This window comes from Terriglobus albidus (assembly GCF_008000815.1).
In the GTDB taxonomy this organism is placed as follows: Bacteria; Acidobacteriota; Terriglobia; order Terriglobales; family Acidobacteriaceae; genus Terriglobus; species Terriglobus albidus_A.
The window spans coordinates 1-24265 of record NZ_CP042806.1 but is presented as its reverse complement, the minus strand read 5'-3'; the positions used below and the strand labels follow the sequence as shown (position 1 = coordinate 24265).

The 24265-nt window shown below is 58.0% G+C and carries 23 protein-coding genes and 1 tRNA gene; 11 read left to right on the top strand and 13 right to left on the bottom strand.

All coding sequences use genetic code 11. The features are described from left to right. Positions 1–35: 35 nt before the first annotated feature. Positions 36–980: a DUF5996 family protein gene (locus FTW19_RS00110; RefSeq protein WP_147645687.1), complete on the bottom strand. Its 945-nt coding sequence runs from the start codon at positions 978–980 to the stop codon at positions 36–38. 634 nt (positions 981–1614) lie between these two features. On the opposite strand from FTW19_RS00110, the gene FTW19_RS00105 reads away from it, so the two are divergent. Next, on the top strand, positions 1615–3258 hold the full coding sequence (locus tag FTW19_RS00105) for a sensor domain-containing diguanylate cyclase (protein ID WP_147645686.1): 1644 nt from the start codon (positions 1615–1617) through the stop codon (positions 3256–3258). Beyond that, positions 3258–3410: a hypothetical protein gene (locus FTW19_RS25645; RefSeq protein WP_187143176.1), complete on the top strand. Its 153-nt coding sequence runs from the start codon at positions 3258–3260 to the stop codon at positions 3408–3410. The genes FTW19_RS00105 and FTW19_RS25645 overlap by 1 nt, the downstream gene beginning before the upstream one ends. Before the next feature lie 68 nt (positions 3411–3478). Here the strand turns inward: FTW19_RS25645 and FTW19_RS00100 are convergent. Beyond that, a tRNA-Val gene (locus tag FTW19_RS00100) sits at positions 3479–3555 on the bottom strand. Between the two features lie 100 nt (positions 3556–3655). On the opposite strand from FTW19_RS00100, the gene FTW19_RS00095 reads away from it, so the two are divergent. Continuing rightward, positions 3656–4285, top strand: a complete 630-nt coding sequence (locus FTW19_RS00095; RefSeq protein ID WP_246153497.1) for a CDP-alcohol phosphatidyltransferase family protein — start codon at positions 3656–3658, stop codon at positions 4283–4285. A gap of 627 nt (positions 4286–4912) precedes the next feature. On the opposite strand, the gene FTW19_RS00090 is transcribed toward FTW19_RS00095, so the two are convergent. The 3 genes from FTW19_RS00090 to hscA form a co-directional block, all read right to left on the bottom strand. Next, entirely contained in the window at positions 4913–6844 is a 1932-nt protein-coding gene (locus FTW19_RS00090) for a hybrid sensor histidine kinase/response regulator (RefSeq protein ID WP_281292414.1), read from the bottom strand. A 219-nt stretch (positions 6845–7063) separates the two neighbouring features. Further along, positions 7064–7504: a 2Fe-2S iron-sulfur cluster-binding protein gene (locus FTW19_RS00085; protein ID WP_147645684.1), complete on the bottom strand. Its 441-nt coding sequence runs from the start codon at positions 7502–7504 to the stop codon at positions 7064–7066. A gap of 5 nt (positions 7505–7509) precedes the next feature. Continuing rightward, positions 7510–9480: a Fe-S protein assembly chaperone HscA gene (hscA, locus tag FTW19_RS00080; protein ID WP_147645683.1), complete on the bottom strand. Its 1971-nt coding sequence runs from the start codon at positions 9478–9480 to the stop codon at positions 7510–7512. 89 nt (positions 9481–9569) lie between these two features. On the opposite strand from hscA, the gene FTW19_RS00075 reads away from it, so the two are divergent. Both FTW19_RS00075 and FTW19_RS00070 read left to right on the top strand, forming a co-directional pair. Next, on the top strand, positions 9570–10376 hold the full coding sequence (locus tag FTW19_RS00075; RefSeq protein ID WP_147645682.1) for a helix-turn-helix domain-containing protein: 807 nt from the start codon (positions 9570–9572) through the stop codon (positions 10374–10376). Between the two features lie 54 nt (positions 10377–10430). Further along, on the top strand, positions 10431–10868 hold the full coding sequence (locus FTW19_RS00070; RefSeq protein ID WP_147645681.1) for a VOC family protein: 438 nt from the start codon (positions 10431–10433) through the stop codon (positions 10866–10868). Between the two features lie 347 nt (positions 10869–11215). Here FTW19_RS00070 and hscB read toward each other — a convergent pair whose 3' ends face one another. Then, positions 11216–11848 (bottom strand): Fe-S protein assembly co-chaperone HscB, encoded by a 633-nt coding sequence (gene hscB, locus FTW19_RS00065; protein WP_348641835.1) that lies wholly within the window; start codon positions 11846–11848, stop codon positions 11216–11218. Next, positions 11824–12291, bottom strand: a complete 468-nt coding sequence (locus FTW19_RS00060) for a HesB/IscA family protein (RefSeq protein ID WP_147645680.1) — start codon at positions 12289–12291, stop codon at positions 11824–11826. Before FTW19_RS00060 ends, hscB begins: the two co-directional genes overlap by 25 nt. A gap of 99 nt (positions 12292–12390) precedes the next feature. Here FTW19_RS00060 and FTW19_RS00055 point away from each other — a divergent pair, with 99 nt between their 5' ends. Together FTW19_RS00055 and FTW19_RS00050 are read left to right on the top strand one after the other, a co-directional pair. Next, positions 12391–13263: a helix-turn-helix domain-containing protein gene (locus FTW19_RS00055; RefSeq protein WP_147645679.1), complete on the top strand. Its 873-nt coding sequence runs from the start codon at positions 12391–12393 to the stop codon at positions 13261–13263. A gap of 86 nt (positions 13264–13349) precedes the next feature. Further along, positions 13350–14318, top strand: coding sequence for an alpha/beta fold hydrolase (locus FTW19_RS00050; RefSeq protein WP_147645678.1), 969 nt, complete (start codon positions 13350–13352; stop codon positions 14316–14318). Positions 14319–14519: 201 nt separating this feature from the next. Here FTW19_RS00050 and iscU read toward each other — a convergent pair whose 3' ends face one another. The 3 genes from iscU to FTW19_RS00035 all read right to left on the bottom strand — a co-directional run bounded on the left by iscU (position 14520) and on the right by FTW19_RS00035 (position 16782). Next, positions 14520–14942: a Fe-S cluster assembly scaffold IscU gene (gene iscU / locus FTW19_RS00045; protein WP_147645677.1), complete on the bottom strand. Its 423-nt coding sequence runs from the start codon at positions 14940–14942 to the stop codon at positions 14520–14522. A gap of 76 nt (positions 14943–15018) precedes the next feature. Then, positions 15019–16272, bottom strand: a complete 1254-nt coding sequence (locus FTW19_RS00040) for an IscS subfamily cysteine desulfurase (RefSeq protein WP_147645676.1) — start codon at positions 16270–16272, stop codon at positions 15019–15021. Between the two features lie 57 nt (positions 16273–16329). Beyond that, positions 16330–16782 carry an RrF2 family transcriptional regulator gene (locus tag FTW19_RS00035; RefSeq protein ID WP_147645675.1) on the bottom strand — a complete coding sequence of 151 codons (453 nt, stop codon included), beginning with the start codon at positions 16780–16782 and terminating at the stop codon, positions 16330–16332. 204 nt (positions 16783–16986) lie between these two features. Between FTW19_RS00035 and FTW19_RS25640 the strand changes: the two genes are divergently transcribed. From FTW19_RS25640 to FTW19_RS00020, 4 genes are all read left to right on the top strand, one after another. Beyond that, complete coding sequence (locus FTW19_RS25640; RefSeq protein ID WP_187143174.1) at positions 16987–17142, top strand: hypothetical protein; 156 nt, start codon at positions 16987–16989, stop codon at positions 17140–17142. Positions 17143–17189: 47 nt separating this feature from the next. Further along, the gene (locus FTW19_RS00030) at positions 17190–18944 is read left to right on the top strand and encodes a DUF885 domain-containing protein (protein ID WP_147645674.1); all 1755 of its coding nucleotides are present in this window, start codon (positions 17190–17192) and stop codon (positions 18942–18944) included. 272 nt (positions 18945–19216) lie between these two features. Next, on the top strand, positions 19217–19417 hold the full coding sequence (locus FTW19_RS00025; protein ID WP_147645673.1) for a cold-shock protein: 201 nt from the start codon (positions 19217–19219) through the stop codon (positions 19415–19417). A gap of 249 nt (positions 19418–19666) precedes the next feature. Further along, a complete protein-coding gene (locus FTW19_RS00020; protein WP_147645672.1) occupies positions 19667–20158 on the top strand; it encodes a hypothetical protein in 492 nt (163 codons plus the stop codon). A gap of 101 nt (positions 20159–20259) precedes the next feature. Here the strand turns inward: FTW19_RS00020 and FTW19_RS00015 are convergent, their stop codons facing one another. The 3 genes from FTW19_RS00015 to dnaG all read right to left on the bottom strand — a co-directional run bounded on the left by FTW19_RS00015 (position 20260) and on the right by dnaG (position 24237). Beyond that, on the bottom strand, positions 20260–20958 hold the full coding sequence (locus tag FTW19_RS00015; RefSeq protein WP_147645671.1) for a DUF4118 domain-containing protein: 699 nt from the start codon (positions 20956–20958) through the stop codon (positions 20260–20262). A gap of 2 nt (positions 20959–20960) precedes the next feature. Further along, positions 20961–22262 carry a glycosyltransferase gene (locus FTW19_RS00010; protein ID WP_147645670.1) on the bottom strand — a complete coding sequence of 434 codons (1302 nt, stop codon included), beginning with the start codon at positions 22260–22262 and terminating at the stop codon, positions 20961–20963. A 202-nt stretch (positions 22263–22464) separates the two neighbouring features. Then, positions 22465–24237, bottom strand: a complete 1773-nt coding sequence (gene dnaG / locus FTW19_RS00005; protein ID WP_147645669.1) for a DNA primase — start codon at positions 24235–24237, stop codon at positions 22465–22467. Positions 24238–24265: the final 28 nt, after the last annotated feature.

Genomic DNA, 24265 nt, shown 5'->3' with positions numbered 1-24265 from the left:
GACAACCTCGTTTTGCATGCAGTACTTTGAAGGCGTCAGCGATTACTCGGTACGACTTCGAGGGCGGTTCGGTCCCATCGGGCACAGTTCGCGGCTGCGTCATACGTGCTCTGCAGAAACTGAAGCAGGGTAGAGTCAGGATCTGCAGATCGGCGCACATCTTCATAGGGCAGCACGAACTCGCCAAGCGAAGAGTCAAAGGAAGCGTGGACGGGCGCGATGGCGCTCTGCGCATAGCCAGGCGGTTCTGGATACGCGTAGCTATAAAAAAGCGGCTCTATGCCGGGCGCACCCGGCCAGAATCCGCAGCTGCTGACTTCGTGCGAATAAGCGTCACGCGTGACGCGATCGGGCAGGCCAGCCAGGCCCGGGTGCTCTGGCGCAGCGCGGCCCGAGAAGCGAGTACAAGCCAGATCCATCGCTCGCCAGAAGAGGTGGATCGGGCTCACCTTACCTGTGAATCGAGCGCGAAAGATGGTGAAAACCCGCGTCGTTTGTAGCAGAATGCGCCAGAAGCGCTGCGCATATTCAGCGTCGTACGTTTGGTGCGTGTGGTCCTTCTCGAAAGGAACAGGCTGCGCAATCTCAACCGGCATGTGCCAGATGCGCACTGAAGTGCCGAGTCCATCGAGCTCGGCCATCACCTGCTGGTAGAACGCAGCGACGGTCATGGGCTTGAGAGGTATAGTGCTGCGGCCGCCTTCGCTGGTTTCGAGCAGCAGCACGTGCTCCATGAAATCGAAGTCGATTTGCAGCATGCGCGTGCCGTGTGGCATAGGCGAGGTCGTGAGCCCGCGAACAGTAGGATAGAGCGTCACATTCCAGGTGTGATTGATCGTCGGCATGAGTGCAAGCCGGACCTTACCAACGATCTGCATCCAGAGCTGCAGAGTGGCGCAGGTCTCACTCCACGCCGTCTGTGGCAAAGCTGGCCAGACATCACTGGAACGGATTGGCACATCGGTTTCAGTTGGCTGCATAGTTTCTCGCGATCAGTATACGCGCAACATTCAACGGGAACCTGGTGACAGACGGGATGTTCCTAGATGGTTTGGAAATAAGACGATTTGAGCGAGTAGTTGCAATTGCGGAGCTGCATCACGTTACGCAACATTGGCCAACGCAAGACAGTACATACTGGCGCACGATAAAGACCGTGCCGCGTACCCGGTACATCGGACAAGTGCCGGGGAGAATGCCAAGGCTGGCATCTGAAATGTTGGTTGTAATGAATGCAACCCGTTCGGGCCTTATTGGAGCGAGGTGGAGCGGCGCAGAACCCCAGAAAATCCCGTAAGTTGTTGAGAGGGATGGTAGGCAGGAGCGGATTCGAACCGCTGACCGCTACCGTGTCAAAAAGCGGAACTGATGCGGAATGGGAATGTCTAGTCATTGGCTCTACTAACTAGAGCCAGGGCCTCAAATTTTCTCCCTAATTGTTCACTCATGGCTGTAGACTGCTCTCTCTCAAGCATTGTTGTTTTTGGGCCGATGAGAGAGTGGGGAGAGCATGGCCGTTCTGAAGAACCGGCAAGTGCATCGCTGCTCTGACCCGGGCTAAGCCAAGGCGATTGGTGACCTTGTGATGGAGTCCTTGGATTTGAGGAGGTGTCCATGAGCAACTTCCATCTAGCGATAGACCTCTCTCAGGCTTATGGGGATTTTTTCGTTGCAGCCACAAAAGCCTCCTTCCTGACGAGTTTAGGCATTGCTGTTACTCCTCTCGCCGCCGTAGTTGGAGTGCTCCTGGTGGTGCGAATTCTAAGTCGGCATCGAATTGAGCAGCAATTGCTATATGCGTTCTTCGAGCATATTCCCGATAATGTGTACTTCAAAGATCGCAGCGGCAGGTTTATTCGCATCAATCGAGCGATGGCAGATTACTTTGGATTAGCTGAACCATCTGACGCAATCAAAAAGTCCGATTCCGATATCTTCACTTCTGAGCATTCCCAGCAGGCACTCGCCGATGAACAGGAAATTATTCGCACCGGCCAAGCCCTCATTGGGAAGGAGGAAAAGGAGACATGGGCGGATGGCCGTGAGACGTGGGTCCTTACAACGAAGGTGCCGCTTCGAAATCAGCGCGGTCAAATCATCGGCACAATGGGGATCTCTCACGACATCACCAATCGCAAACAAGTCGAACAAGAACTAGAGGAATACAAGGCAAATCTCGAAACATTAGTTGCGGAGCGAACTGCCGAACTGGTCCAGGCAAATGAAGAACGATCTGCCGCACTTCAGGAATCGGAACAACGTTCGCAGGAGACCGACAGGATAACCGAGCTGGTTGATCTGCTCCAGGCCTGTCAGACCATAGAGGAAGCCTTCGAGGTTGTTGGTGCCGCGCTGCCCAATATTCTCTCGTCCCCCTCTGGCGCACTTTGCATCACCAGCCCATCACGCGATCTCGTCGAGGTGGTAAGTACCTGGGGGGATACGCTTGCCACGGAGAAGGTATTTTCTCCGTACCATTGCTGGTCTCTGCGAAGGGGCAAGCTTCACCTCGTGAAAGATCCGCACTCACCACTCGGGTGTGCACACGTCACCGGGCCTGCAGCAAGCGGATATCTCTGTATCCCTCTTGCGGCACAAGGGGAGACTCTGGGCACGATTTATGTGGAGTTGCCTGCTCCGGCCGAGTTTTCTTCCCAATCGATTGCCCCCTCGATGGAGACGATCAGCCGTCCGGCAAGCGCGGCGGCCGAGCGGATTTCGATGGCGCTGGCAAATTTGCGGTTGCGCGATGTTCTGCGCGATCAATCCATTCGGGATTCTCTGACCGGACTCTTCAACCGCCGCTATATGGAAGCGACTCTGGAGCGGGAGTTGCGTCGTGCAGCCCGCGACAATCAATCATTGGCATTCCTCATGATCGATATCGATCACTTCAAAATGTTCAACGATGCCTTCGGGCATCATGCAGGGGACGTACTGCTGCGCGCGGTGGGGGAATTTCTAGGTCAAGGTATACGAGGACAAGACGTGGCCTGCCGTTTTGGGGGAGAGGAATTCGTTCTCATCCTGACGGATACTTCTCTCGAAATTGCATACCTGCGTGCTGAAGTTCTGCGGGAAGAGCTTGCACGCCTGGCGGTCCAGCATAATGGCCAGACATTGGGCAAAATAACCATGTCAGTTGGCATCGCCGCCTTTCCTGAGCACGGGACGAGTTCTGAGGAACTTATTCGTAAGTCCGACACGGCTCTTTATAAAGCCAAGGAGGATGGTCGCGACAGAACAGAGACAGCGTGATGGAACTACAGCACTTAGCTCTAGTGCGGTGCACACTACCGGATCAATCAGGCGACGCCCTGGAAATCTACACTCACGCTGTTGATTCCAACAAGCTGGCCGCCCAGGGACAGTTCCTGGAGAGCCTGCAACTCGGCGCGTCGATCCAATAGCGGAACGAAAAGCGGAATGGAAAATTGACCTGGAACGGGGTCTAGGAGGTCTATCTTCTTGAAAGGGATGGTAGGCACGAGCGGATTCGAACCGCTGACCTCTACCGTGTCAAGGTAGCGCTCTAACCAACTGAGCTACGCGCCTGAGAGGTCGGATAGGCATCTCGGGGACGCCTAACTCTTCAATTGTACCAAAGGATGTCCGGATTAAGCTCCAAAGCGGATAGCGGGGTGTAGGATGTGCCATGCTTACCCGGGTGCACGAGGACGTTTCAGCTAAGATGCAGCTAAGCACCTTGAACGTTCTCGCACAGTTTCGTACGGCCCCCAATCTGCTCACGCTATTGCGGCTCTTTCTGGTGCCGTTTCTGGTGATCGAGATCTTTGACGGCAACTGGTCGGGCGCCTTCATCCTCTTTGTGGCCGCCGGCATCTCCGACGGTCTCGACGGCATGCTGGCGCGTAGGCTGGGGCAGCGCACCACTTTGGGCCAGTACCTCGATCCAATTGCGGATAAGCTGCTGCTCTCCACGCTGTTTCTGGTAGTGACGCATGAGGGGTTGGTGCAGCGGTATGTTACAGTGCTGGTCTTCAGCCGCGATCTCGGCATCCTGCTGGTCTGCACCCTGCTATATGTCACCAATACGCTGCGCGATTTTCCGCCGAGCATGCTGGGCAAGGTGAATACGGCTGTCCAGATCGTCACCGTGATTCTGATCCTGGTGCAGCAGGTGTGGACGAGGCTCCCGTTCCAGACTCCGATCGACCTGCTGCTGCGTGCGATCTCGGTAATCGCTCCCTGCTCCGCCGTGCAGTACGCCTGGGTGGTCGCACGGCGAGTTCAGGAGAGAGCGGCCAACGGCGTCGCCTCCTGATTTTCAATCTTGTCCAGTGTGACTAGAGCATTTTTCCTGTTGCTGGGTATCCCGGGAGCAGCGTGCAGTGGCGTTTTCATTGCAGAAAACGCCCATAGATACACAAGCCCTGCACTCCGCCTACAGGAAAAAGGCTCTAGCGTGGTGAGTCTAAAGTTCGCGACATAAATCATGAACAGCTTTGCCATCCGAAGCGTTGAAAACCAGGTCCTTCACTACGTTCGGATGACAAAATTTACGACGAGAACTTCAGACTCAGGACACTAGCGCTTGTCGGCGCCACGATATCGACGGGAGCGGAGATCATCACCAACCTCCGTCCTCCGTCCTGTGAGGGTGGAGTTCTATCAAGTGCCATAGGAACTCGTGGAGACATTGGCCACATTGATTGCGCGTCACTGAACCGTCGCGTTCCTCCGCCGGGACACCGCAGCCTGGACAGTACCAGGGGCCATCTTTTTTGAAAGTAACGGGCCGATGTTCGGAGAATCGGGTCTTTAAAACATATACGTCCGTTAGGGCGCTGGACATCAGGGGACTAACGGACATGTCACCTCGCCTGCAGGTCCATAGTCCATTAACTTGTTCCATCTCGTCACCGCACTTCGGACAGAACATCGCAAATTCTCAGCCCTGTTTTGTTGCGCTGCTGGTAACAAGCTGAATGGCGCGCGTCAGATCATCGCGGCGGAACGGCTTCTGCAGCAGGAAGACCTTCTCGTCTTTCAGCGCGCTCTGATTCAATTCGTTGCGCGTATATCCGGACATGTAGATCACCGGGATGTCTGGTTGTCTTGCCGTGATCTGCGCGCCGATTTCGACGCCGCTCATTCCGTTCGGAAGCACGACGTCGGAGATAAGCATGTCGATCTCACCAAGCCGTTCGTAGAGAGCCATGGCGCTCGGCCCATCCTCTGCGGCAAATGCTTCATAGCCCATATGGTTCAGCAGGCGTTCGAGCATCTTGCGAATCGACGTGTCGTCTTCCACCAGGAGAACTGTCTTTCTGGGGCCTGAGTGAATTGGTGCTGAGGCAGGCGGTTCCGCGGCAGTCGTCTCTGTTTGTTCGTGGACACGCGGCAGATAGAGACTGACGACAGTTCCACTGCCCAGCTCGCTGGTAATGCCCAGTTGGCCGCCTGACTGCTTTGCGAACCCATAGACCATGCTGAGGCCCAGGCCTGTGCCCTTGTTCACCGGTTTAGTGGTGAAGAACGGTTCCAGAACATGTTCCAGATCTTCGCGCGAGATACCTGTACCTGTGTCCTTTACATCCAGCACAACGTAGTCGCCGGCGGGCAGCTCATGCGTGAGTGCCTCTGTTGCGTCCATCGTGTGATTTCTACCGGAGATGATGATCGTTCCACCGTGGGGCATCGCATCGCGCGCATTGACGACCAGATTCAGGATGGCGCTTTCCAACTGGCTCGGATCGACGCGCGTCTTCCATAGATCGTCGGGCAATCCCTGTTCTACCCGGATCTCTTCACCCAGGCTACGCGCCAGCAGATCGGCCATCTCGCTTACCTGTAAGCGAAGATCGACGATTCTTGCTTCAAGAGACTGTTGCCGGGCATAGGCAAGCATGCGCCGCGTCAAGCCGGCTCCCCGGGCGACGGAAGAAAGTGCGTCGTCCACCATCTCCCGAATACGGTAATTGTCCGCAGCCTCGTCGGCGATGCCTTCCAGGTTCCCCAGGATGATCATCAACAGGTTGTTGAAGTCATGGGCGATGCCGCCGGTCAGTTGGCCGATGGCGTCCATCTTCTGCGATCGCCGCAACTGCGCTTCGGTCGTATTGCGTTCCGTTACATCCAGCGCGACGACCATGCGTGCGGGTGTCCCCTCGTAAGTCACCGCATGGCTGAAGATATCGACCTCGATCAGCTTGCCTTCCTTCGTCCGGTGCCGCCAGTTCCTGCTTCGCTGGTAGCTGTCACGGTCAACAGATCCAAGGTTCTTCCGTAACCGTTCCATCTCTCCTTCAGGGCGGATGTCCTGGATCGTCATCGACAGGAACTCGTCGCGGGTGTAGCCGTAGCGGATCAGCGCTGCCTCGTTCACCTCCAGAAAGCGCAGCGTCTCCTGGGAGTAGAGCCACATCGGCAGCGGATTGCGTTCGAAGAGGTAGCGGAATTTTTCGCGGTTGTTGCGAAGGTTCTCTTCAGAGTGGCCCAGCTTGACGGATTTTTCCGCCAGCATATCCCGCAGCCGCTCCATCTCGAGCCGGCTGTGCTTCAAGGAGATCTCCAGATCTCTACGCGCGGAGAGATCCGTAATGGAGGCCAGGAACGGATCACCGGAAGCGCCGTCCAGAATTCCCAGCCGCACCTCTACCGGAATCGCCGTTCCGTGTCTGGACACGGCAGTGAACTCCGCATGGCTCTTTGCGGCTTCAGCGTGCCCGCGTCTGCGGAACTCGGGAAGAAGCGTTTCGATCTCTTTGCCGATCAGCTCATCGGCCGAATAGTCAAAAAATCCCTCTGCCCCACCGCTGGCTGCGAGGATCAGACCATTCCGGTCAAATAACAGGAGCACACCAGGTAGCGCCCTGACCATGGCTCGGAGCGAAAAATCCGCCCCCCATGACAATTCGCTGACAGGAGGCATCGGCACCATGGCACCATTGTCAGGAACAACAGAGGGTCCGTGGAGGGGACGCTCTGTGTTGATTGTGAAGCATTCCCAATTTGGTACGAGTACTCGACTTACGGTCATCGATTAAGGAGCAGATAAGGTTCCTTAAGTAATGTATGCGCACTAAACCAAAGCACTTATTTAGTCACGTTTGTCGCTCGCCAGCGCCAGCGGTTTGCCTTCGCTGACGTAGTTGCGATTCCAGCTTGGGATCTCCACCGTATAACTTCCAGGCTTCGTAATGATGGCCTGACAGCCCAGCCGGGAGTTCAGCTGAGGTCCTGCAGCCTGGTCGATGCGGTCCAGTTCATCATCTTCAGGTTCAGAGAGACCCTCCGCTCCTTCCTTCACATAGACATGGCAGGTGGTGCAAGCGCAGGAGCCTCCGCAGGCGTGGTCCAGAAAGATGTGATAGTTCTCCGCCACATCCAGAAAGCTCATCGGCTTGCCATGGTGATCGTAGGGCATGGTGCCAAACTTGAACTCCACCGTCTTGCCCTCAGGCAAAAAGGTCACACGCACCATGTCAGCAGCGGGAGGTTTGCTGAGGTCAACCTCGGGAAGATTTGTGGTATCTGACATATCTTTTAGTCCTTCTTTTCTTCGGGCTTCGACTCGCTGATGTGTGCAGGTGCGAAAGGGTGCGGCGCCGTTGGCCCCTCTCCCATTTTCTCACCCGCGGCAGCCATGGTCTGTCCGGTGAGCGCTCCGGCGACAGCGGAGTCCATCATCAGTTCCGCGAAACGCCGGGTGGCTTTATCCAGGTTATCGATCGCCGTGCGAATGATCTTGTAATCACCGCCCTTGAGCGAGGCTTCGAGTTCGACCTCAGCGATCTTGATGGCGGCGAGCTCATCGGCAGTCAGCTGCTGCCAGGCGGGATGCTTCTTACCCTTTTCAACCGCATCCGTGATTGTGGCTGCCTCGTTCTTCGCCTCGATCAACTGGCGTTCAGCCAGGTCGGTTTCGGCATGGTCGAAGCTGGAGAGAATCATCTCCTCCACCTGTTCGTCGGTGAGGCCGTAGGTCGGCTTGACCTCGATCTCCGCCTCTTTGCCGCTGCGCTGCTCGCGGGCGCTGACGTGCAGAATGCCGTTGGCGTCGATCAGGAACTTCACCTCGATGCGCGGCATGCCGGCGGTCATGGGAGGAATTCCCTTGAGGTCGAAACGCGCCAGGGAGCGGCAGTCCTTCGCCAGCTCGCGTTCGCCCTGCACCACGTGGATGGCGACGTTGGTCTGCCCGTCGACGCCGGTCGTGAAGTGCTCGGTCGCACTTGCAGGAATAGTGGAGTTGCGCTGAATGATCTTAGCGACGACACCGCCCAGCGCTTCAATGCCGAGCGAGAGTGGGGTGACGTCAAGCAACAGCAAGTCTTCGGTTGCGGCTGAGCCGCCGGCGAGAATGTCAGCCTGCACAGCTGCGCCGAGAGCCACGACCTCATCAGGATTGAGCTCGGTGTGCGCCTTCTTTCCGCGAGCACTCAAACCGAAGAGCGTGTCTACGAGAGCGCGTACTGCCGGAATACGTGTAGAGCCACCGACGAGGACGACCTCGTTAATCTGATCCAGTTGCAGAGCGGCGTCTTTCAAAGCCTGCTTCACCGGACCGGCGGTGCGCGCGATGACATCGACGACCAGGCTTTCAAATTGGTCGCGTGTAATCGTGCGCTGGTATTTGCGGCCGCCAGGCAGTGCGGCATCAATCCGCGTCTCCTGTTCCGAGGAGAGCGCGATCTTGGCGTCGATGACGGCTTTGCGTACCGCCTGCACGGTCTGCGGATTGGCGGCGAGCGCGGGGTCCATCTCGTTGGCAATCTCATCGAGCGCGATGGCCAGCAGCAGGTGGTCGATATCGTCGCCGCCGAGGTGCGTGTCTCCGTTGGTGGAGATGACCTCGAAGATGCCTTCATGCAGCTTGAGAATGGAGACGTCGAAGGTTCCGCCGCCGAGGTCGTAGACGGCGACAATACCTTCCTTCGCGCGGTCGAGGCCATAGGCCAGAGCGGCTGCCGTGGGCTCATTGACCAGACGCAGCACCTCAAGGCCGGCGATGCGGCCAGCATCCTTGGTAGCCTGGCGCTGCGCGTCGTTGAAGTACGCGGGAACAGTGATGACCGCTTTGGTGACCGCCTGGCCAAAGAAACGCTCGGCATTCCTCTTCAACTGGCCGAGAACTAGAGCGGAAATCTCCGGCGGCGTCATCTCGCGGTTACCGACCTTCAGGCGCAATACCTCGCCGGCACCGGAGGAGATGTGGAAGGGGAAGAGCTTCAGCTCCTCCTGAATATCTTCCAGACCGCGTCCCATCAGGCGCTTGGCGGAGTAAACGGCGCTGCCCGGATGGCTCAGCAAGGTGGTGCGCGCCGGATTGCCCACGACCGCGCCTTCGCCGGTCAACGCGACCACCGAAGGGACAAGGTTCAATCCATCTTCGCCCGGAATGACCACCGGCTTCTCGCCTTCCATAAAGGCGACGAGGGAGTTTGTTGTGCCGAGGTCGATGCCGACCACGCGGCCTGCGGGCTGAATGCTCTCAATCTGTAAAAGATCTGCCATAAACAAGGGTCCACTGGCGGCTAACGGCCGCAGAGGCGCAACATACTATTGTCGCATTCTTCTGATGACGGCACAGCAAAGGGCGATGCGTGATCTATCTCGAATACAAGCCGAAGGCCCCTCTCGCGGGATGGGTGAAGGCGCTTTGGTACGTCCGCACACCCGGCATTGTGAGCACCTTGCAGCGCGTTCTGCCGAATGGTGACACGCAGATCGTCATCAACCTGGCGCACGCGCATTGTCATGGGGTTCTTCGTTCCGGAGAGCGATTCCTGCAGGCCCCATCGCTTTTGGTTGGGCTGCAGCATGGGTACCAGACCATCGACCTGGCAGACACCGAAGAGATGGTCGGTGTGGTCTTTGCTCCAGGCGGGCAGCGGCGTTTCTTCGCGGAACCGGCGACGGAGCTCTGCGGCGAAGAGACAGACCTGGAATCCCTGCTCGGTAAGGATGCCGCAACGCTCCGCGAGCGCCTGATGGACGTCTCTGATCCGGAGTTGAAGTTTGCCGTGCTCGAATCGTTCTTGTGCGGCAGGCTCGGAGCCGCACCCCTGCACCCGGCGGTACGTTCCATGTTGCTGGAGATCCGGCGCCATGCGACGGCGTGCTCGCTGGCGGATGCGAGTAAGGCGACGGGCCTCACCGATCGCAGGGTGCGCGACCTGTTTCGCGAGGAGATTGGTGTGTCTCCGAAATCGTTTCTGCGGATCCTGCGGTTTCAGCGTGCGGTACAGCAATTACATCAGGGGACAGAGCTGCCGTGGGCAGAGTTGGCGCTGGAGTGCGGGTATTACGATCAGTCGCACTTCGCGAATGAGTTTTATGAGTTCTCGGGCATCAGTCCGACGGCCTATTCCCGTGTGGAACGACCGTGGGCAAATCATCTTGTGTTGTAAGAGGATTTCCGTTTTTTCCAAGAAGTTTGTTGGCAGAGAGAGGAAGATAGGCGCATGAAAACTCCGGCAGCGAATGTTCCCTCAACTGTGATTCCCGGCATGCGGTATCGCGACTGCGTGGCCGCAATCGAATGGCTTTGTACCGCACTCGGCTTTGAAAAGAATGCGGTGTATATGAACGCCGACGGTGTGCGTGTCGACCACGCGCAGCTGACCTTCGGTAACGGCATGATCATGCTTGGATCAGCGCAGAATGAAACTCCCTACACCCCTTATGCCGCGACTCCGCAGGAGATTGGCGGACGCGAGACACGAAGTGTAGCGCTGGTCGTTAGCGATTGCGATGCGGTATATGCGCTGGCTAAGGCGGCAGGAGCAGAGATGGTCTTCGATCTCGAAGAAAAGTTCTATGGTGGTAAGGGATTCACCTGCCGCGATCCCGAGGGATATCTATGGCATGTGGGGACGTATAACCCGTGGGTAAAGATGTGAAGCTTTGGGAAATCTTTCCGAGAAAACCCTACGCGCTGATCTGTAGGCGGAGTCAGCGTGTTATCCCGAAAACGGTCCGCTTCCCATTAGCTCTGTCGAGGAGCGTCTATTGCCGCATGCGCCGCGGGCGCGCCGGCTGAGGTTGTTTGATCTCCTGACGAGTTATGGGTGGACGAAGGAACGTGTTTCGGTGCGGACGGCGAAGGGGTTTGATGAGAGGTAGATATCTAGATCAGGTCGGAAAAGAAAAGCTGTTCGCGCGAAGCGCGAATACCCAGGTCCCCTAGGGACACCACCCCAGCGAACTAGTTCGCTGGGGACCCCGGATCTGGGGCACCCAATGTTGGTTATTCCAGGGCTGCGTTGACGTCGCGCACCAGGTTGCGGATGTAGCTGCGGCGGTTGAGCAGTGCCACCATGCCGTCGCGTGCTTTGGTCTTCGCGGTATCGTCACCGGTATCGACCGCTGCATCCCACGCGGACCATAACGATTCGAGCTCGACCTGCGCGGTGGCGAGCATGCCTTCGAAGTTTGCTTTTGCAACTTCGAGGTCTTTACGCAGTTGGGGATCGTCGTCACCCATCTGCTTGTTCATCTTCATCTCTTCGAGCTGCATGTTGAGCTCGAAGGCTTCTTCGAGAAGCTCCGGCGGGGCTACCTGTTTCTTCTCGGTACCCGCCGCTCTTGCCGCATCGGTTGCGGCGCGTGACTGTTCTTCGAGCTGCACTCCTTCCAGCGTCAGCAGATATTCCGTGCGGCCGATGGATTCCTTCAATGTGCGATAGGCATCGTTCAACAACGAGGACTGGCGCAGGGCCTCTTCCTGTTCCGCAGGAGGCTTTGCCGCGAAGCGGTCCGGGTGCAGTTTGCGGCTCAGGGTATAGAACTGCTTCTCCAGAGCTGCCGTATCGATGTGAAGGTGACGCGGAAGGGAGAAAAACGCGAAGTAGTCGGTCATGCGGTAAACGACGATCCGCAACCGCAGGACTTTTGCGAGTTGGGATTGATGAAGTTGAAGCCCTGGCGCATGAGAGTTTCTTCGAAGTCGAGGATCATGCCGTTCAGGTAGATAAAGCTTTTAGGGTCGACGAAGATACGGACCCGCTCACTGTCCTGCTCGAACTCCCACACGCGGTCGCGTTCCCGCGGCTTGGTGTCGAAGCGGATGGAGTAGCTCAGGCCGGAGCAGCCGCCGCCGGTAACGCCCAGCCGCAGACCTCCGTCGGTGCCGGAGATGCCTTCCTTGTGCATGGCGGCACGGACGCGGCGAATCGCCTTTTCGGTCACGGAGATGCCGGTAGCCTTCGCGTTCAATTCGGGCGCCGCCACCGCCGTCGCCAGCGGCGAGGAGAGCTTCTGCTCCTCGGGCGCCGGGGCGCTCATGGCGTTGCTGGTGGTCGAGCTGATGGAGACAGTGGACATAGATATTTAGATGCGACAGGGAACCCGTCCGCATCATTTCCAGTATATCGTTCCAGCACAAACGTGCCGGGCTTAGAGCCACGCGCTGGAAGGGGAAACATGCCGCAGGAAGAGCCAAAACCGCTGATTCTGTCCCAGGGAGCCTCGAAACAGGGCGTCGTCTTCCAGCTTCGGCGCGATCCTCCGGGAACGCTGGAGATGCCGGGCCTGGAAAATGCCCTGATTGCCATCCACGTAGGACCGGCGGCCCGAGTCGCCTGCCGCCGCGAGGGGCGATGGTTCTCGGGAACGGCCGTGCACGGTGACATCGACATCATTCCGGCGCACGTGCCGGCAATCTGGCAGATGCACGATGAAAACGACATGGCGCTCTTGCTCAGCATGCCGGGAAAGCTTCTTCGTTCTGTGGCTGAGAGCAGCGGTCTGAATCCGGACAAACTGGAGCTGCTCAACCGCTATCAGGCGCGTGACACGGAACTGGAAACCTTGGCCTGGGCGATCAAGCGCGAGATTGAGAACGGCTTTCCTTCCGGAACGCTCTACATGGATGGACTGTCTCTGGCAGTTGCATCGCGCCTGGTGACGCGGCACAGCTCGCTGACGGTGCGTGAAACCCGCGCCAGGCAGTCGCTGAGTGGGCACAGATTAAAACAGCTTCTCAGCTTCATTGAAGAGAACATCGCCGAAGATCTCTCACTTGGCCAGTTGGCGGAGACAGCGGGCATGAGCCAGTCACACCTGAAGTCTGTCTTTCGCGAGGCAACGGGAACGCCGGTGCATCAGTATGTCGTCCAGCGGCGTGTGGACCACGCCAAACGGCTGATGCGGCATGGTGGCTTGACGATGGCCGAGATCGCCCAGGCCGCTGGGTTTGCGCATCAGAGTCACATGGCTCGTCATCTTCGACGCGCCGAAGGGGCAGCGCCGATGGAGTTACGGCGCAGGATGACGGAGCTGACGGCGGCGGATTAGGGCTGCTTTCTGATAGTCCGCCGAACGTGCTCAAGAATGTCTGAATGTGCGCGAAAGGTTTGTCTAGGCTGGCGATACTGCGATCTATGACTCGCAGAGACCTTCTTCGCTCCTCCGCTTTTGTTGCAGCCGGCGCATGTTCGCCGATCATGGCGATCGCTGAGAACCAGCGGCTCGATGTGAACTGGTACACCCGCTCCCGCAGGTTTGCAGAACTGAGCTTTGGCCGCATCGCATATGTCGAACATGGCCGGGGTCCTGCGGCACTTTTTATTCATGGCTATCCGCTCAACGGCTATCAATGGCGCGGTGCGCTTGAACGGCTGCACGGCGTACGCCGCTGTATCGCGCCCGATCTGATGGGGCTCGGCTACTCTGAACCCCATGCAGGACAGGCGATCACTCCGCAGACACAGGCGGAGATGCTGGCGGCGTTGCTCGATCACCTGAAGGTCGAGAGTGTCGATCTGGTCGCTAACGACAGCGGTGGCATTACAGCGCAGATCTTCATTGCCCTGTATCCGCATCGCGTACGTTCGCTGCTGATGACCAACTGTGATGTAGACACGAACAATCCACCGCCGCAGTTCGCACCCTTCATCGAGTTGGCGAAGAGAGGGACGCTGGTAGATCGTTTCATTGTGTCGCAGTTGCAGAACAAAGATCTGGCGCGTTCGCAGAAGGGAATGGGACAAGCCTTCAGCTATCCGGAAAAGCTGACGGACGAGACGATCGAGTACTATCTCAGCGCCATTGCTTCCACAGCGGAGCGGCGGGAACAGTTTCATGCCTATACCATTGCGCTTGGAGAGAACATCCTGGTTCCAGTGCGAGAGCAGCTGCACTCATGGAACGGACATGCGCGTATGGTCTGGGGACTGAAGGATGCGTTCTTTCCGGTGGAGTGGGCCGATTGGCTGAATACCACGCTGCCCGGGGCTCGCGGCGTGAAGCGCGTGCCGGATGCGAATCTCTTTTTCCCGGAGGAGATGCCGGATCTGATTGCGGGTCAGGCGAAGATGCTGTGGGATATTGGGCCGAAGACTACGGCATGATCGCGCGAAGCGCGATATCCCACCCATCGCGATGCGATGGAGGGGGCACCCAGTGCATCGGGGGCAGAAAAGCGGGTTCTTCGCCTCCTCACCCCAGCCAGCAAGCTGGCCGGGGACCCCGTTCGGCTTAGGATGACAGAGTGTAGAAACACAAAGGCGCAGACCGAAGTCTGCGCCTTTGGTTATGAATGCCGAAGGAGATTAGTGAGCGGCGGCGGCCGGAACAGCAGCCGCGGTCTCAACGCTGTTCTTCTTCTTCCAGTCGCCGATCGCGGCGCGGATGGCGTCTTCCGCCAGAACCGAGCAGTGGATCTTGACCGGAGGAAGCGCGAGTTCCTTCACGATGTCGGTGTTCGAGATGGAGAGAGCCTCGTCGATGGTCTTGCCCTTCACCCACTCGGTAGCGAGCGAGGAAGAAGCGATGGCCGAGCCACAGCCGAAGGTCTTGAACTTGGCGTCTTCGATGACCTGTGTCTCGGGGTTGACCTTGATCTGCAGGCGCATCACGTCGCCGCACTCCGGTGCGCCGACCAGGCCCGTGCCAACATCCTCGGATGCCTTATCCAGGGTGCCGACGTTGCGGGGGTTGTTGTAGTGGTCTACGACCTTATCGCTATATGCCATATTTCGTTTCCTCCCTCACGGGTTCCTTGAGTCTTAGATTAGCTTTCACGGACGAAGGTTCGTCCAAATTCTCTGTTTAGTGAGCCGCCCACTCGATCTTGCTGAGGTCGATGCCTTCCTTCACCATCTCGTAAAGCGGGCTGAGTTCGCGCAACTTCTGCACTACGTCGATCAGCTTGTCGGCAACGTAGTCTACTTCTTCGATCGTGTTGAAGCGGCCGAGGCCGAAGCGGATGGAGCTGTGCGCAACGTCGTCGCCCAGGCCGAGAGCCTTGAGCACATAGCTGGGTTCCAGGGTAGCCGAGGTGCAGGCCGAACCGGAGGACACAGCGATGTCGTTGATACCCATCAGCAGGCTCTCACCTTCCACGTACACGAAGCTCATGTTCAGGTTGCCAGGCAGGTGGTGCTCCATATTGCCGTTGACGTGAATGTAGTCGAGCGTGGACTCGAACTTCTGGCGGAGGTGATCGCGCAGGGAAGAGAGGCGCTTGGACTCTTCTTCCATCTCCTGGCCGGCGAGTTCGCAGGCCTTACCCAGACCGACGATGCCGGGAACGTTCAGTGTGCCCGAACGCATACCGCGCTCATGACCGCCGCCATTGATCTGTTCCGAAATCTGCACACGCGGGTTGCGGCGGCGAACGTACAGTGCGCCTACGCCCTTGGGTCCGTAGATCTTGTGGCCGGAGAGCGATAGGACGTCGATGTTGTCCTTGATGACGTTGACCGGGATCTTGCCCACGGCCTGCACGCCGTCACTATGGAAGAGCACGCCCTTCTCATGGCAGAGCTTGCCAATCTCTTCGATAGGCTGAACGACGCCGATCTCGTTGTTGGCGTACATGATCGAAACAAGGATGGTCTTGTCGTCGATGGCGCGCTTCAGGTCTTCAAGGTCGATGAGGCCGTCAGCCTTCACCGGCAGGTAGGTGACGCGGTAACCCTGCTTCTCGAGCTTCTTACAGGTGTCGAGAGTGGCCTTGTGCTCGGTAACCTGGGTGATGATGTGGTTGCCGCGCTCGCGATACATCTCGGCAATGCCCTTGATGGCGAGGTTGTTGGATTCAGTCGCGCCCGAAGTGAAGATGATCTCCTTGGCGGTAGCGCCGATCAGCTTCGCGACCTGCTCACGGGCGTTCTCTACAGCCTGCTCTGCCTCCCAGCCGAAGCTGTGATTGCGGCTGGCGGCGTTTCCGAAGACGGTGGTGAAGTAGGGCATCATCGCCTCCAACACGCGCGGATCCAGCGGCGTGGTGGCGTGATTGTCCATGTAGATGGGGAGCTTCACACCCTTCGGCGCGGCAACGGTAGCGGCAACAGTGCTCATAACTCTTGATCTTCTCCTTACAATCTTTTCCGTCCGTGAATCGGACTTCTATTTCGCCTACAGCGCGATCGTTACCAGGCCACTGCCCAGCGCGGTTCCGGTCTCTGGCGATTCAGCCAGGTCCGCGATCGTAATGCCGCTCAGCAATTCTTTGATGCTGTCATTCACCTTGCGTAGTGGTTCTTTGATGGTGCAGGTACTCGTCAGGTCGCAGGCGCCGTGAATCGTAATGCAACTGGTAATAAACAGCGGCCCATCGATCGTGCGGATAACCTCGAAGGCGCTGATCTGGTTTGCCGGCCGCGCCAGCGCGTAACCACCGCGGGTCCCTGCGGTTGAGACCAGCAGGCCGCCCTTGGCGAGCGTCTGCAGGATCTTCGCAAGCAACTGCGCGGGGATGTGGTAGGCCTCGGCAATGTCCTTGGCGCTCTGGGCGCCGTTGTCCACCTGCTCGGCCAGATACTTCAGAGCCATCAGCCCGTAGTCCGCTTTTTTTGTCAGCCTGAGCATGCCGTTTCGCCTGGGAATCGCACAGACCCGGAGGTCTCACGATATAGGACAAGTCTAGTCCACCCGCAGGGTGAAAGCAACACCTATTAGACGATAATTATTATCAAAGTTGGTGAATGGCGTTGACATAATGGCCATTGCGGGTAAAAATCCGAGTCATCCGGGGACCCACGGTATGCCGTGTCTTCCGGATCGATTCATCCCATGAACCTTGACTGCAAGCACCCTCAGGTCCGCGTCGTCTCCCGCGATGAAGATGCGGAGTTCGTTGAATGTCTCCAGTGCGGAGAAGTTTTTGACTCCGAAGAGTTCCATGACATGCAGATCGAAGACGAAGTCCTCAACGACGAAGAAGAGTAGACGAGAAGGGACGAGGAGTCCCGGACGATCTCTGGTATTGTCGCTGCATGCGTTTTCTCCGTGCGGTAGTTCTCTCCAGCGGCATTGCTGTGTCTGCGGCCGCCTTCGCCCAGGTTGTGCCTGTCACAGAGCGGATTGCCGCTCAGAACAAGCTCTTCGAAGACGAGTTCCAGGAGAGTTTGCGGCAGTCGCCCCAGCGTGCGACGGCTTACGGTGACTATCGCTATAACGACCAGCTCGACGATGTCTCCCTGGCGACGATGGCCCGCCAGAACGAGCACCGCAAGGCGTACCTTGCAAAGCTGGATGCGATTTCGACCGCGGGATTTCCGGAGCAGGATCTGCTCTCGCACCAGCTCGCTGTCCGCAGCCTGAAGCTGGCTCTCGAGAACTATGAGCTGAAGGACTATGAGATGCCCGTCGACCAGATGGGCGGGCCGCACACTAGTCTCGCCGATCTTCCGAATGCCGTTCCTCTGGATTCGGTGAAGCATTATGAGGACTACATCGCGCGGCTGCACCAGGTTCCGCGCGTCTTCCAGCAGACGATCGAAGCGATGAAGGCCGGCGAGAACGATCACCTGATGCCGGTGCGATTTCTTCTGGAGAAGGTTCCAGGACAGTGCGATGGAGTGATCCGTGCCAACCCATTCCTGCGCCCGACCCAGAAGTTTCCTGCGAGCTTCTCTGACGCGGACAAAAAGCGCCTGACCGATCAGATCAGCGAAATGGTCGAAAAAGAGGTGTTTCCGGCGTACCGGCAGTTTGCTGCCTATGTGCGGGACGAGTATGCGTCGCATGGCCGGACGCAGCTTTCGATTACCTCATTGCCGGACGGCAAGCACCGCTACCAGGCAGCGATCTATAGCCGCACCACGACGAATCTGCCGCCGGCAAAGATCCACCAGATCGGTCTGGATGAGATCAAGCGGATTGAGACCGAGATGACCGCAGTCGCCAAGCGTGCCGGATATCCGGACCTGGCCAGCTTCCGGGCGTCTCTGGTGGGGAATCCAAAGTACATTCCCACCTCGGATGAGCAGATCCTCGACAACTTCCGCAAGGCGATTGCGCAGATGGAGCCCAAGCTCCCGCAGCTCTTTACCCTGCTGCCCAAGTCACCGGTCACCGTCGAGGCGATCCCTGCCTTCCAGGCGGCCATGGCGACTCATTACCAGACCGGTACCCCTGATGGAAAGCGGCCGGGCCGCGTGTCGGTTGCTGTCTCCGACTTCCAGCGTCGCGACACCATCAAGGACGAGGCCGTCGCGTACCACGAGGGGATTCCCGGGCATCACATGCAGCTTTCGATCCAGCAGCAGCTAACCGGTCTGCCGAGCTTCCGGCTACACGGAGGCAACTCCGCATACGTTGAGGGCTGGGCGCTCTATGCCGAGCAACTGGGCAAAGAGGTCGGTTTCTACCAGGATCCGGTCTCGGACTATGGCCGACTTTCTTCAGAGCTCTTCCGCGCGGTGCGCCTGGTGGTCGATACGGGAATCCATGACCTCGGCTGGTCGCGGGACCAGGTGGTCGAATTTATGAGAAATTCACATGCTGTGGATGAGCCTACGATCCAGTCGGAGACGGACCGCTATATCGCGTGGCCGGCCCAGGCGCTCTCTTACAAGCTGGGACAGTTGAAATTTGTGGAATTACGGGAGCGGGCGAAGAAAGAATTGGGGCCGAAGTTCGACATCCGGACTTTCCACGACGAGATGCTGGACGGAGGGGCGCTCCCCCTGGATGTTCTGGATGCCAGAACCGACCGCTGGATCGCGGCACGGAAGGCGGCTCGTTAGAGCATTTTCCCTGTAGGTGTAGAGTAGGGCTTCCGTATCTATGGGCGTTTTCCACAATGAAAACGCCGCTGCACACCCTGCCGGGCTACCCAGCAACAGGGAAAATGCTCTAAAGACGTGCCCCTGGGGAAAACATCACTGAGGAAATCTGGTATCATTGGGCAACATCGTAGAATCCGATCTTGTAATCCCTGCATGTTCCCCCAAAGATGAACACGCAGAATTCCAAACATCAGAATTCAGCGGTACATCACAGGTAAAGAGGAACAACAATGGAACAGGGAACAGTGAAGTGGTTTAACGACGCCAAGGGATTCGGCTTTCTGAGCCGCGACAACGGTGAGGATGTTTTCGTGCACCACACCGCCATCAATGCCAACGGCTTCCGCTCGCTCGCCGAGGGACAGCGCGTTCAGTTCAACGTCGTGAAGGGCCCGAAGGGCTTCCAGGCTGAGAACGTTACGGCAGTCTAAGTTCACTCACGGATAGAGTGCCGAAGGGGACAGCGTTCGCGCTGTCCCCTTCGTGTTTTAGCTGACACAACTGTCGGCCGGTCTTTCTGCATCTATCTCTTCATCAGGTTCATGGGCGGTCGAGAGCCGATGGCCCCTATTCCGGAAGGGTCCCTCATCCTTCCAGGGCATCTGCGCTCCGCACGTCTTTCGCCCCAACCAAAGCACGACAACGTCTGTAGCCATATCGGCTTTGGAGAGATGACATCCATGCGTCATGTTGTTCATGACAAGTATTTTCTGAAGGATCTGCTTCGTGAGATTGACTTGTATGACCGTAAAATCGAGCATCTTCGGCATCACGCGCAGTTCGAGTCTGAACCCGAGCGCGAACGCGCTCTTCGTACCGCCACAACCCGTCGCGACAATCTGACAGTGACTGCCCGTAAGCTCATGGCTGAGGGAATTGTGTACGATCCCATGGGACTACCCACCTCCATGATGACTCCGGAACAGTTTGCTGAGCGCCAGCAACACATCCAGCAGGAGCACAACCCGGCAGCAGCGGCTCCGCATGAGGTTCATGTGATGCCGGCGCCGTCGTCGGAGTCCTCTGGTGAGGACAGCACAGAACCGCAGACACCATTTGGAGAGGCGATCGAACGCCTGCAGCAACAGGCGAAACATGCAGGCATGCCTCAGGTGAACTGGAAAGAGGAGCTATTGGACTATAAGCGCAAGCGGAACAAGATTCCGGCCTAGGGCGTTGCGGTGCAAATTCGTCCATTACGTTGGCGGCCTCGACTTGTGGCATCGGCCTTGTGTGGACGAATTTGCGCTCGCAACGCTTTAGATTCAGGACACTAGTGCAGAAACGCCTGAGGATCGGGGGTCGGTGCGCCCATCTCCAGGCAAACCGCGAGAAGGCCATTTTCTTTGCCTTCCGGGCGGACGCCGCGCATCTCTACTAACCGGGTAACGCCTTCCGGCAGGATCATGTGGAACTGCAGGTCGATCTGGCCGCTGGAAAGAGCCGTGTGTATCGCAGCTTCGACGCGTTCGCGGTCCTGCCGCGCGATCTGCCGCAGCCAGTCGGTATAGGTGCGTGTGATCGTGACGTGGGGAAAAGCGGGTGAACTAAGTTCTACGCTTTCGCCGCCGATGTCATACCGCCACCAGTATCCACCGGTGACCGCGACCGGAGACACCTTACGCCAGGCGCGGACGCGATAGTGGGAGCGAAACAGGAACGAAATCAGCAGCGCATTGATGACGAAGGCGCACAGGCCGACCCACTCGCTTGTCCCTTCCACTCTCCAGCTTCCTTCCGGAAAGCGAAGCAACATCTGCCCGGCAAAACAGAATGCGGTCGACAACAGGCCGGGCCCCAAGCCGCCGAACCAGGCGGCGAGGGTGACAGCGGCAATCATCCATGCGGACTCCAGCCGGATGCCCATCCGAAGCAGCACTGAGCTGAGGACGATGGACAAGGTCGCAACACCGACGGCGGCGCCATAGCGTACCGGCGAAGGGTAAGGATTAGGGAGCTGCATCTTTTGCATACTTAGAGTCCGCTATGCCTCGCTGCGCTTTGAGAGCCGCCGAATGGAAGACCTGGAGCCGGCCGGCGTAATCTGCGCAACTCGGTCTCGATCTGGTGCATGAGATTCTCAGTAGAAGCCACGGCCGTATACCGTTGCCGATAGGCTGTCCGGGCGTTTTTCCCCATGGTTGCCCTGGCATGATTGTCCAGAGCAGCCCAGCGTTGCAGCAGGCACACCGTACCTGCCAGCGTGTCCGGCTCCGCCAGGCCCGCGCCTTCCTGCACTACATTCCGGTAAATCTGCACCTTATCGCTCAACAGGACCGGCGTGCCGCAGCACATGGCTTCCACGGCAGCGATGGCGAAGTTCTCCTGGTGTGAGGGAAGTACAAAGGCGTCGGCCTCCTGCAGCATGGCCCATTTCTCTGCGCCTTGCACCATGCCGGTCCAGAGAATGCGGTCCTCTATATCCAACTCCTTTGCCAGCTCGCGAAGGTACTGTCCATAGGAACGGTCCGCAGGACCAGCGAAGACCAGCATCCGCTCGCTGTCGGTCTCGACACGGGCAAATGCTTTTAGAAGCAGATCGCATCCCTTTTTAGGATGGAGCCTGCCGAAGAACAGGAGGTACTCTCTCTGCTTCAGCTGAGGCCATCTTTGGTACAGGCCCGATGGATCGACAGGATGTTGCGGTCCCTCAATCCCTAGAGCAGCAACCATCGCCCGCCACTTATATGGAAAGAACGCCGATGCGGATCGGAGAAGCTCCTCGTCTGTCGTGAAGATGACAGAGGCCGCGCCATCGAGAGCGCTGCGCCCGATCGTGTGCCAGTAAAGAAGCTTTTTCACATGCTTGAAATGGAAGCTCTGGTTGAACCAGGGGTCCAGCATGCCGTGGACGAAGACAAAGTAAGGAACATGACCGCGCAGCAGGGTGTAGGCCGCCTGATGCGGATACTGCCACAGTCCATGCACGATCACGGCATCGAATCGTGAGCGGTTGTTCTTCAGCCATTCGGACAGGCGTTTGGAGTAACCGTACCCGATGCCAGGACCGAGCCGATGTACGGGAAATTCAAAGGTGGAGATATCCGTAGCTTCGTCATCCGCGCTGACCGCCTCGACGCTATACCCCATAGCGGCTTGCGTTTTGCCCAGAAGACGAACCACCTCTGCTGGGCCTCCTCCGCGGAGATCCAGTGACGAAATCAAATGAAGGATACGCACAGACACAGTCCTTGAGAGCCGGGAGTAGTGCAGCTCAGCAGCCGGGCGGAAAAAATTACGATCTTTTTCCTTATGATGCTTTCTATCGTGCAACATGTGGCATCGGGAGACTCGAATCGTTGAGATTCCAGGTGCCTATCTTTTGTTTGATAGCCAATCGGGATCGAGCTCGTGGGATATCTGCTAACAGGTTTGCACGATCCCCTGAATTTAGATAGCGAAAAGCACAACTTTTCACGAATCGTAATGTCTTAAGCCCAACACTCGAGAGAGCTTAAGGGCCTTCGTGGTAACCAGCCTATAACTCTCGTAACTGACGGCTAATTACCATTAGCTCTTCTGTCAGCTTCCCGACCATAGATGTATCTCCGCGGCGGTCGGCTTCAGCGATGGTTACGCGGATCTCGCGCTGCCTTCTCTCCATGCTGCGGCGATGCAGGGTATGGAGTGCGCCGTTGAGCTGGGTTGGCAACTGATCGTCTCCGGCGTGCGACTCTGCCAGAACAGTGGCGAGTACGGCGGCCAGCTGCGGCTCCGGAGCGGCTTCCAGCGGGTTGGCGGGAACGGGTGCATTGGCAAGCTGTTCCATGAGTGCGGCGGTGGTCAGGCCGTCATACCACTCCGGGTGGGCGGCAAGCTGTTGGCTCGCCATCTGGCGAGGAGAGGAGCCTTCGGGCTGTACCAAAGCGCGCAACAGCAGGCGTTCGGTCTCAGAGACAGGAGCCACCGTGTTCTGACGGATGGAGCCAAGCCGATTGGCGGCTGCCTGCTTCATCTCCTGCCTGAGGATGGATGAGTCGATGCCAAGCTTTTGAGCAGCGTCGGTGATAAAGGCGTCGCGCTGAATCGCCGAGGGGACACGCCGGATGTGCGGCATAAGGTAGTTCACGGCCTTTACCTTGGCCTCCGGCGTACGCGGCGGAAACTGGGTACGTGCCCGCTCGATCAGGTAATCAGAGTGCCTTCGAGCGCCGCGCAGGGCTGCGCCGTAGGCCTGGATGCCTTGTTCCCGGACAAAACGATCGGGGTCAAGGCCGCCTTCAAGAGTCACAACCTTGACCTCGAAGTCCTCTTCGGTAAGCAGGGCGATGGACTTCTCCGCGGCGGTGGCTCCGGCCGTATCGGGGTCGAAGTTTACGACGACGCGTTTAGTGAAGCGCGAGAGCAGGCGCACCTGTGCCTCGGTGAAGGCGGTGCCGCTGGTCGCCAGGACAGGCTGAATGCCGGCCATGAAGACGGAGATGCAGTCCATCTGGCCTTCCACCAGCAGGGCGTAGTCCTGTGCCCGGATAGCGGCTTTTGCTTTATCCAGATTAAAGAGGACCTGTCCCTTGGTATAGAGAGCGGTCTCCGGTGAGTTGAGATACTTCGGCGTCTTTTCGTCGGGAAGCAGAGCACGCGCCGTGAAGGCGATAACTTTGCCCTGCTCGTTGCAGATGGGAAAGGTGACGCGGTTGCGGAAGCGCGCATAGAGATTGCCGGTTGGCAGTCCCTGCTGGTCCTGTTCTTTGCTGGTGAACAGACCGCTGGCGCGCAGCACCTCTTCGCTGAAGTGTTTCCGCAACTCGTCGCGCATGTGATTGAAGTCATCCGGAGCGAAGCCGATGCGGAAGCGCTGTACGGTCTCAGGCGTAATGCCGCGGCCGCTCATATACTCGCGGGCGCGCGCCGCCATGGGGGAGTTCAGGGCTGCCTGGAAGTACTGTGTCGCGGCCTCGTGGACATCGAGGAGTTGCCGCCGCAAGCCTGCTTCGCGGGCTTCGTCGGGAGAGGAGAAGTCGCGTTTGGGCAGCGGGATGCCGGCCTTCTGGGCGACGATGCGCAACGCCTCTGGGAAGCCGACATTCTCCAGTTTCATGACAAAGGTGAAGACATCGCCCTTCTCATGGCAGCCGAAGCAGTAGAAGTAGCCATGGACTGCGTTTACGGAGAAAGACGGGGACTTCTCTTTGTGGAAGGGGCAAAGGCCGGAGTAGTTCTGGGCTCCGCTTTTGCGGAGGCGGACGTACTCTTCGACGATCTTAACGATGTCGGCCTGCCGCTTGACGAGCTGTGCGAAATCATCCGCCACTGGTTCTTTCTAGTGTAGGTGAGCCGAT

Excerpts from the sequence above, each read along its gene's own strand:
- FTW19_RS25645 (WP_187143176.1), top strand. The coding sequence starts at position 3,258 with ATGGAACTACAGCACTTAGCTCTAGTGCGGTGCACACTACCGGATCAA.
- FTW19_RS00070 (WP_147645681.1), top strand. The coding sequence starts at position 10,431 with ATGAAAACTCCGGCAGCGAATGTTCCCTCAACTGTGATTCCCGGCATG.
- FTW19_RS00035 (WP_147645675.1), bottom strand. The coding sequence starts at position 16,782 with ATGCTCAGGCTGACAAAAAAAGCGGACTACGGGCTGATGGCTCTGAAG.
- hscA (WP_147645683.1), bottom strand. The coding sequence starts at position 9,480 with ATGGCAGATCTTTTACAGATTGAGAGCATTCAGCCCGCAGGCCGCGTG.
- FTW19_RS00110 (WP_147645687.1), bottom strand. The coding sequence starts at position 980 with ATGCAGCCAACTGAAACCGATGTGCCAATCCGTTCCAGTGATGTCTGG.
- iscU (WP_147645677.1), bottom strand. The coding sequence starts at position 14,942 with ATGGCATATAGCGATAAGGTCGTAGACCACTACAACAACCCCCGCAAC.
- FTW19_RS00060 (WP_147645680.1), bottom strand. The coding sequence starts at position 12,291 with ATGTCCACTGTCTCCATCAGCTCGACCACCAGCAACGCCATGAGCGCC.
- FTW19_RS00020 (WP_147645672.1), top strand. The coding sequence starts at position 19,667 with ATGCGTCATGTTGTTCATGACAAGTATTTTCTGAAGGATCTGCTTCGT.
- FTW19_RS00050 (WP_147645678.1), top strand. The coding sequence starts at position 13,350 with ATGACTCGCAGAGACCTTCTTCGCTCCTCCGCTTTTGTTGCAGCCGGC.
- FTW19_RS00010 (WP_147645670.1), bottom strand. The coding sequence starts at position 22,262 with ATGTTGCACGATAGAAAGCATCATAAGGAAAAAGATCGTAATTTTTTC.
- FTW19_RS00055 (WP_147645679.1), top strand. The coding sequence starts at position 12,391 with ATGCCGCAGGAAGAGCCAAAACCGCTGATTCTGTCCCAGGGAGCCTCG.
- FTW19_RS00085 (WP_147645684.1), bottom strand. The coding sequence starts at position 7,504 with ATGTCAGATACCACAAATCTTCCCGAGGTTGACCTCAGCAAACCTCCC.
- FTW19_RS25640 (WP_187143174.1), top strand. The coding sequence starts at position 16,987 with ATGAACCTTGACTGCAAGCACCCTCAGGTCCGCGTCGTCTCCCGCGAT.
- FTW19_RS00015 (WP_147645671.1), bottom strand. The coding sequence starts at position 20,958 with ATGCAAAAGATGCAGCTCCCTAATCCTTACCCTTCGCCGGTACGCTAT.
- FTW19_RS00105 (WP_147645686.1), top strand. The coding sequence starts at position 1,615 with ATGAGCAACTTCCATCTAGCGATAGACCTCTCTCAGGCTTATGGGGAT.
- FTW19_RS00030 (WP_147645674.1), top strand. The coding sequence starts at position 17,190 with ATGCGTTTTCTCCGTGCGGTAGTTCTCTCCAGCGGCATTGCTGTGTCT.
- FTW19_RS00025 (WP_147645673.1), top strand. The coding sequence starts at position 19,217 with ATGGAACAGGGAACAGTGAAGTGGTTTAACGACGCCAAGGGATTCGGC.
- FTW19_RS00095 (WP_246153497.1), top strand. The coding sequence starts at position 3,656 with ATGCTTACCCGGGTGCACGAGGACGTTTCAGCTAAGATGCAGCTAAGC.
- FTW19_RS00040 (WP_147645676.1), bottom strand. The coding sequence starts at position 16,272 with ATGAGCACTGTTGCCGCTACCGTTGCCGCGCCGAAGGGTGTGAAGCTC.
- FTW19_RS00090 (WP_281292414.1), bottom strand. The coding sequence starts at position 6,844 with ATGGTCAGGGCGCTACCTGGTGTGCTCCTGTTATTTGACCGGAATGGT.